Annotated in this window: 6 protein-coding genes; 2 read left to right on the top strand and 4 right to left on the bottom strand. The window is 41.9% G+C overall.

Going from position 1 to position 7318, the window contains the following annotated elements; translation table 11 throughout:
- Positions 1–96: 96 nt before the first annotated feature.
- The 3 genes from V6C21_RS06510 to V6C21_RS06500 form a co-directional block, all read right to left on the bottom strand.
- Complete coding sequence (locus tag V6C21_RS06510) at positions 97–828, bottom strand: LysM peptidoglycan-binding domain-containing protein (protein ID WP_479268622.1); 732 nt, start codon at positions 826–828, stop codon at positions 97–99.
- A gap of 198 nt (positions 829–1026) precedes the next feature.
- Positions 1027–1722: a DUF3298 and DUF4163 domain-containing protein gene (locus V6C21_RS06505; protein ID WP_051492288.1), complete on the bottom strand. Its 696-nt coding sequence runs from the start codon at positions 1720–1722 to the stop codon at positions 1027–1029.
- 92 nt (positions 1723–1814) lie between these two features.
- Positions 1815–2444: a DedA family protein gene (locus V6C21_RS06500; protein WP_034836895.1), complete on the bottom strand. Its 630-nt coding sequence runs from the start codon at positions 2442–2444 to the stop codon at positions 1815–1817.
- 219 nt (positions 2445–2663) lie between these two features.
- On the opposite strand from V6C21_RS06500, the gene V6C21_RS06495 reads away from it, so the two are divergent.
- Together V6C21_RS06495 and V6C21_RS06490 are read left to right on the top strand one after the other, a co-directional pair.
- A complete protein-coding gene (locus V6C21_RS06495; RefSeq protein ID WP_479268621.1) occupies positions 2664–3557 on the top strand; it encodes an SPFH domain-containing protein in 894 nt (297 codons plus the stop codon).
- A 12-nt stretch (positions 3558–3569) separates the two neighbouring features.
- On the top strand, positions 3570–3794 hold the full coding sequence (locus V6C21_RS06490; RefSeq protein ID WP_034836890.1) for a type II toxin-antitoxin system antitoxin: 225 nt from the start codon (positions 3570–3572) through the stop codon (positions 3792–3794).
- Between the two features lie 293 nt (positions 3795–4087).
- Here the strand turns inward: V6C21_RS06490 and V6C21_RS06485 are convergent, their stop codons facing one another.
- A complete protein-coding gene (locus tag V6C21_RS06485) occupies positions 4088–6979 on the bottom strand; it encodes a methyl-accepting chemotaxis protein (protein ID WP_479268620.1) in 2892 nt (963 codons plus the stop codon).
- Positions 6980–7318 lie beyond the last annotated feature (339 nt).

The raw sequence follows: 7318 nt of genomic DNA, 5'->3' as shown, positions 1-7318 counted from the left end.
AAGGCGGGGCTTTTTATATGTGCTTAAAACGGAGAATGGAGAATTGTATGTATATGCATGATATGTCTGCCATAGGCAGAAAACCAGTCCCTAAGATTACAGCGAAAACTGTCTGATTATACCGTCTGACATGACGTCGGCCATTCTCAAGGCCATCCTCTCTATCGCGTCAAACTGTGAAATGCTGTGCTCATAATCTTTTGTCAGGAAATCTACCGCCTCCTGCTTTGTCATGGCGAGGTGCTCCCGCAGCATACTCCGCCACTCCGCTGCCGACCAATAGGGGTTGATACTGCCAAGAAATTCCGCGATTTCATCTGCGTTTTGATACCATCGCCTTTCGGCGTCCGCCGCGGCGGCGGTGTTGTTTTCTTTTGATGCGGCGACAAGCTCGGCTGCGATTGTCAGATGTTGTGTCAAAAGGTTTGCAAATTCTGCGGCCGTTTCTTCCCCATAAAACGGCATAAGCGCCGCTTTAAAATCCTGCGGGTTGCGCAGAAGCCTGTTGGTGGCCTGACTTACATCTGGCAGGTCGAACACCATGCTTAAGATGACAAGCCTTGTCCAAAATACATGCTGTTCCCACAAAAGCCTCATAAGATTCATTAATTCCAGTTCACGCGTTGTGCACGCTCTGGTCGCCCTGCGATGAGGGGCATAATAACTGTCAACAGGGATAAATATAACTTGCCCGGCAGCTAATGAGTTTAAATTAACGCCTTGATTCTTCTGCTCAATGGCCTTTACAGACGTACGATACATATTTGCTACCGACTGCAGCGTATCGCCCTGCTGAACAACATACGGAATTGTGTCCGAAGGACTCATACTCATCTCTAAAACCGCCTTTAATTCAATTTGTATATATTCTATGCAGATTAAAAGTTAAAGGCAGCTTGTCAGTTTAACAGCAAAACAATTGGCACTCATTATAAAAATCAAGGGCTGTCTCAGCGCCGATAGGCGCTTCGATACAGCCCCTTTGCCGCGCGCTATTCTTTTTTCAAGGTACAAAGTTCCAGAATCTTAGGCCCTCCAAATCCGTGGCTTTAAGATTCCGCTGAGAGTATTAAGCGGTATAGCAAACTCTTTGACTGCACAATCATTGCTAAAGTATTCGCCTTGCTCAAAGTACACTACAACCGCGTCGGGCGTCAAATAAAAATCCTCGTTTGCGCTTATCCGTTTAAAAGTTTTTATTTGTTTTTTGTCAAGGCCCGTTCGCGATATCTGATTCTTAATCTGTCCGCTCAGCATTTCGACATAATCGGCATTGTCTATAAACAGGTCGGACAAAAAATAACGCCGCCCGGTGACAGTATCAATTGTCAGAGATGTCTGAGAATAATTGTCACCTTTTGCCGAACTTATTTTGTCTTTGATGACAAGACTCATAATGCCGTCGTTGTTACGGGTAACTTTAAAGTCCATGACAGCATTAACTTTCTCGAACTTAGCATTGTATTGTGCTTTCGTTTCCACAGTTTTAGCTCTTTCCTTAATGAAAACATTAAGCCTTTCCTGCATATCCTGATTGTTTATGCCATCAAGATGCGGATAGGAAATCCGGCAGTCAAGTGAAGGCTGTGAAATATTTTCCGTTACCTTTTCTACCTTTACGCTGCCGGCAGCCAAAACTGGTGTAAGTGTCAAGAATATTGCCAGCGAAAAACAAAAAAGCCCGAACCATGGGCTTTTTTTATTTAAATTGCTTTCGCCCAATGCCGCCACCCCCAGAAAAGTGTCGCGCGCGGCATTATAGCTTTTGCGTATTTTATATCAATAAATCAAAAAAATTTATGGTAATTAGTATTTCAGATACGCACTCTCCTAAATAACTTCCTTCTGAACTTGAACACTATAAATATTGCTATAATTAGCACTGCAATGATAACTGCGACAATCGTAAAACGTTCTGAAAAATTGTAAAGTGACGGCAGGTTGTTTCCTATTGCCTTTCCCGCGAAATAATACACCAAGTTTTGCACTATGCTGGATACTACAATTACAAGCGATGGCACGAGCCCTTTTAATCCCATAACTCCGGCGATAAACAGGCAGACTGTATTAACTCCGGGCAGGAATTTGCAGATTGCAAGCGCAGGCGTGCCATACTTTCGCATATACAGCCCCGCCACCCGCTGATTGCGTTTGGGAAAGACTTTACGGACATATTTGTTCTTTAATATCGGTTTTCCAATTTTTCTTGAAATGTAAAAAACAAGAAGACTCGAAAAAACAGTTCCGATGATATATGGTATTATCGCCGCAGGGCCCGCAATTATACCAGTGACAGCGAGACCTCCGAGAACAAGCAAAAGAATATCAGACGGATACGGCGGAAATATTTGTTGGAGACATGCTGAAATAAAACAGAACAATATGATTCCCCATACAGGAAAGTCATGAATTCGCATCATTATATTGTTTATAAACTCATTCATAAAAATCCCCTAAAATATTTTCGCTTTTCTTAGTTTATTATACACTAATATGTACAATAATGCATACTTATCAAGCAATTGTTTACAAAAAGTTTATAATTATTTGCCAATCCCCTTTACAATCTGAAATTATTATGATATCATTTTAATATCAAATTGATTCTGGTCGGTACTTTGAGCAGTAGCCAAATGCACCAGAAGGAATATGGAGGTTATGTTATGGCTTCAACAGCACAAAATGAAAAAGAAATCAAGGTTCACTCGGGATGGGTCAGTCTTATTATAACTATTGTAATTTTTGCACTTTCCATTCTCTTTTTCGTACTCGGTGGCAAAAACGACAATGGCGCTTATATTGTACTTGGCAGTATTTTAACTGTGATTGGTATCATTATTCTGGCCGGATTCTTCAATCTCGCCCCAAATCAGGCGGCTGTACTCAGCCTTTTCGGTGATTACAAAGGTACGGTTCGCCAGACCGGCATACTTTGGACCAATCCTTTCTACTCCAAAAAGAAATTGTCCCTCAGGTCACGCAATCTCAACGGAGAAAAGCTTAAAGTTAACGATCAGGTCGGAAATCCTATTGAAATAGCCGCAGTTATCGTATGGAAGATTCGCGACACCTACAAAGCCTCATTTGATGTTGAAAACTACGAAGAGTTTGTGAAAGTCCAAAGTGAGTCAGCGGTAAGGCATCTTGCCAACCTTTATCCTTATGACTTCAGTGAAAATGTTGATACAGAAGCAAATATTACTCTCCGCGGTAATGCAGAAGAAGTAGCGCAGGCTCTTAAAAACGAATTGCAGGAACGCGTTGCAAAAGCCGGAGTTGAAATTGAAGAGGCGCGTATTTCCCATCTTGCATATGCCCCTGAAATTGCCGCTGCAATGCTTCAGCGTCAGCAGGCTTCGGCTGTTATCGCCGCTCGTCAGATGATAGTTGAGGGCGCTGTCGGCATGGTTGAAATGGCAATTGACAAGCTGAGTGAAAAAGGTGTCATTGACCTTGACGAAGAGAAAAAAGCCGCAATGGTCTCTAATCTTATGGTCGTGCTGTGCGCTGAAAAATCCGCTTCACCTATTGTTAACGCCGGCACTCTCTATCATTGACGGGGATAAATAATGGCTGAAAAACATGGAAAAGATAGAAAGTCGGTGCTGTTGCGGCTCAACAGCGACATGTGGAATGACATAGCGGCATGGGCAGAGGACGAATTTCGCTCTATTAACGGGCAAATAGAATATATCTTGAGCGAGGCAATAAAACAACATAAAAAGGCAACAAAAAATATATCTACGGATTCCAGCAAACGCAATGAAGAGTCTGATGCCGAAAATCAAAAATAACAAGAATACTTTTGTTGTTCTTGCGCGTAAAGATAAAACAGCGGGCTTGTCCCGCTGTTTTTCTATAACAATCTGAATATTCTTAAAGCCCAGTCTTGTCCGGCGGTTATGCCTGAGCTGTCTATGCCGTTATCCATAACGACACCTGCCTATAACAATCTACTTTGCCCAATGGTTGAGTTTTTCCCTATCTCACAAGATTGTTCTTAGTAGTAAAAAATGCGCTGAACGCATATTACGTTCAGCGCATTTTATCGACTCAGCATATTTTCCAAACTGCTGCAATGCCAAAGTCAATTCTCTTGGCCCTTCAGCTTGAACCTTGCTACAAGTTTTCTGAGGTTCTCGACCTGACCAAACAGTTCCTCGCTTGCAGCCGCGCTTTCCTCGGCTGTAGCTGAATTCGTCTGGACAATCTTTGATACCTGGTCGATACCTTTGTTTATCTGAGCGATACCAGTCGCCTGCTCATTGGAAGACTGTGCGATCTGGTCAATAATTTTAGCTGTCTCGCCAACGCCTTTTTCAATCTTATCAAATGCTTCAGATGTATCATTGGCAATAGTCTCGCCTTCTGTCGCCTTTTCTATCGACATTTCAATCAGCTGTGTAGTTTCTTTCGCAGCGTTGGAACTACGTGCAGCAAGGTTTCTTACTTCTTCAGCAACAACTGCAAAGCCTTTGCCGTTGGTGCCAGCTCTCGCGGCTTCTATTGCAGCATTCAGCGCAAGAATATTTGTCTGGAAAGCAATATCCTCAATCACCTTAATGATCTTAGATATGTTCGAAGCAGATTCGCTGATGTTATTGACGGACTGCACCATCTGACCCATCTTCGCGGTACCGGTAACAACGTCATTCTTAACATCGGACGCAATCTTATCAGCCTTTGTAGCACTCAGAGCATTTTCTCTTGTCTTCTTTGCTATTTCAGATATCGAAGCTGTGAGCTGCTCAATTGAAGCCGCCTGCTCAGCCGCGCCGGCTGACAAGCTCTGACTGCCTTCAGAGACCTGCTTCGAGCTGATGTTTATTTCTTCCGCAGCAGTGAGTATCTCGCGGATTGCATCGTTAAATGACTCAATGATATTATTGATAGAATCCTTGATTTCGGCAAAATCTCCGAGGAATTCGGACTTAATTTCAACGTCAAGATCGCCTTCGGACATGCGCGAAAGGACAGTGGAAATCTCATCAATATAACGTGACCATGCGTCAACTGTGCTGTTTATAGACTCCTTGATTGTTACAAGGTCACCTTTATAGTCTCCGGTAACCCGTACACTGAGGTTGCCTTTGGCCAGTTCCTCGAGCACCGATTGTACCTCTGTAGCAGGCTCAGCTACAGATTCAAGCATATTGTTGATGCCATTGATAATCTTCTTGAAATCGCCCTGATGGCGTTCAGAATCCGCTCTCGCTGAAAGGTCACCGCGCTCGGCCGCTTCAGACAGCATTTCGGCATCCTCTACAAGCTGGTTAACAGCCGTGATACAGGTATTCAGGCTGTCCTGGAATACCTTGTATTCGCCTTTTACTTCGTTTGTCAGCAGCGGCGGGATATTGCCGCGGCTTATCTTCGTTACGCAGTCTTCCGCATTTCTAAGCGGAGTGACAACTGACTCGAGTGTGCTGTTGACACCCTCGATGATTTTTCTGAAGTCACCCTGATGACGGGACGCATCCGCTCTGACTGACAAATCGCCTTCAACAGCCGCCTCGGAAAGCATATTCGCGTCTTCTATTAATGCTTTAATAGAATTAATGCAGGTGTTCAGGCTGTTCTTAATGAGGTTGAAATCACCTTTGAAATCATCGGTTATGCTGTCAGGAATATCGCCTCGGCTGATATCGTCAATATATCTGGCCGCGGTGCTAAGCGGCTCGGTTATCGAATCAAGTGTGTTGTTTACACCCTCAATAATTTTTGCATAATCGCCATTATGTCTTGAAACATCCGCTCTGACTGACAAATTGCCTTTGACGGCCGCGTCAGAAAGCATATTCGCGTCTTCTATCAGCGCTCTTATAGAATCTATACAGGTATTGAGATTGATTTTAATGCGGTTAAAGTCGCCCTTGAAATCTTCGGTAATCTTTTCAGGCAGATCGCCGCTGCTGATTTTATCTATATAGTCGGCTGCGGTATTTAGGGGCACAACGATTGTATCAAGCAGCTTGTTGACGCCGCCTATAATATCGCCGTAAGCACCTTTATGCTTTGATACATCTGCGCGGGTGCTGAGATTTCCTTCAACGGCATCATCAATTAGAGCCCCAATCTCCTTCTTAAGCAAATTCAGCGATACAACTATCTTTTCAAAGGCATTCGCAAGAACGCTTATTTCATCGCCTTTGCCTTTGTCTATAATTACATCAAGATTGCCTTCAGAGATTGCTTCGGCAGATTTTACAAGGTGGTTGATAGGCTTGCTTATCAATCTCGCGTTTAATCTTCCGATAATCGCAGCCAGTATAATCATAAGAACGGTAATACCGCTCATTGTAGCAAGCGCCACTATGTAATTTTTATTACTTTGCTGATTCCTTTGTTCTGCTTCCTTTGTTTTATCCTGGAAAATTTTATTTATAGCGCTGTCAAAATGTTCATATGTCTTCGCGATATCCCCGTTAAGAAGCTGGAAAGCTCTATCTTCATCGTCGGTCTGCAATGCGGTAAACACCGAGCTCAAATTATACGTTAAATTGGTTATATCATCAACCAGTGAAGCCAACTGCTTCTTTTCGGCGGCATTAGTAACAGTTTTAGAATATTGGCTCAATTCTTGGTTTAGTGAATTTTGAAGCCTGAAAACTTCCGACCTGTTAATGGAAAGTTCATCAAAGTTTTTAGCGTTCACCAATGACTTCATTGAAAGAAATGTTGTTTGAATACGATAAAGTGGTGTTAGAGGTATTAAGTCCTTCTTATACATTTCCTGAGCCATTGCATTGGTGCGGTTAATGTTATAAAGGCCAACGAGACCGACAAGTAGATTGCTTATTAAGGCAACTGCTAAAAATGATATACTGAGTTTTCTATATATACTCATACCTGCATATTTCTGTCTTAGATTAAAGTGAAGCATCTTTTTGCCAAATTTGCCATGTTTGTTCTGATTTCCTGAAACCTCAGTATTTACTTTTTGTCTAATCTTCTTAATTTTTGGAAACTTCAGCTTCATCACTCAAACCTCTTTCCCCTGCTTTAGTTTGTAAAAACTGTAATTGTCAAGAAATTATATACATTTGGCCAATATAACAAAATTTTTTATAAAAAACCGACAAAATTTGATGCTATAAATCAATACCTATAATATCCTTTTAAGCTTACAATGTCAATACAAACTAACCAATATTTTCTCATTTTTGTATCATTATATTTATATTAACATTAAAAAAATGGAAATAATATTAAAATCGCGAATAAAATCGCGTTGATAAGAAATTTAAAATAAAGTATAATTGAAAATGTATACATGCAAAATAATCTGAATAATTATAAACTCAGTCAGCAGCGGAGG

It is taken from the genome of [Clostridium] cellulosi (genome assembly GCF_036762875.1).
Taxonomy (GTDB): domain Bacteria; phylum Bacillota; class Clostridia; order Oscillospirales; family Ethanoligenentaceae; genus Ruminiclostridium_D; species Ruminiclostridium_D cellulosi.
This window is presented reverse-complemented; position numbering and strand designations above follow the sequence as displayed.

Coding starts and splice junctions, on each gene's coding strand:
- V6C21_RS06490 (WP_034836890.1), top strand. CDS start 3,570: ATGGCTGAAAAACATGGAAAAGATAGAAAGTCGGTGCTGTTGCGGCTC.
- V6C21_RS06510 (WP_479268622.1), bottom strand. CDS start 828: ATGAGTCCTTCGGACACAATTCCGTATGTTGTTCAGCAGGGCGATACG.
- V6C21_RS06500 (WP_034836895.1), bottom strand. CDS start 2,444: ATGAATGAGTTTATAAACAATATAATGATGCGAATTCATGACTTTCCT.
- V6C21_RS06495 (WP_479268621.1), top strand. CDS start 2,664: ATGGCTTCAACAGCACAAAATGAAAAAGAAATCAAGGTTCACTCGGGA.
- V6C21_RS06485 (WP_479268620.1), bottom strand. CDS start 6,979: ATGAAGCTGAAGTTTCCAAAAATTAAGAAGATTAGACAAAAAGTAAAT.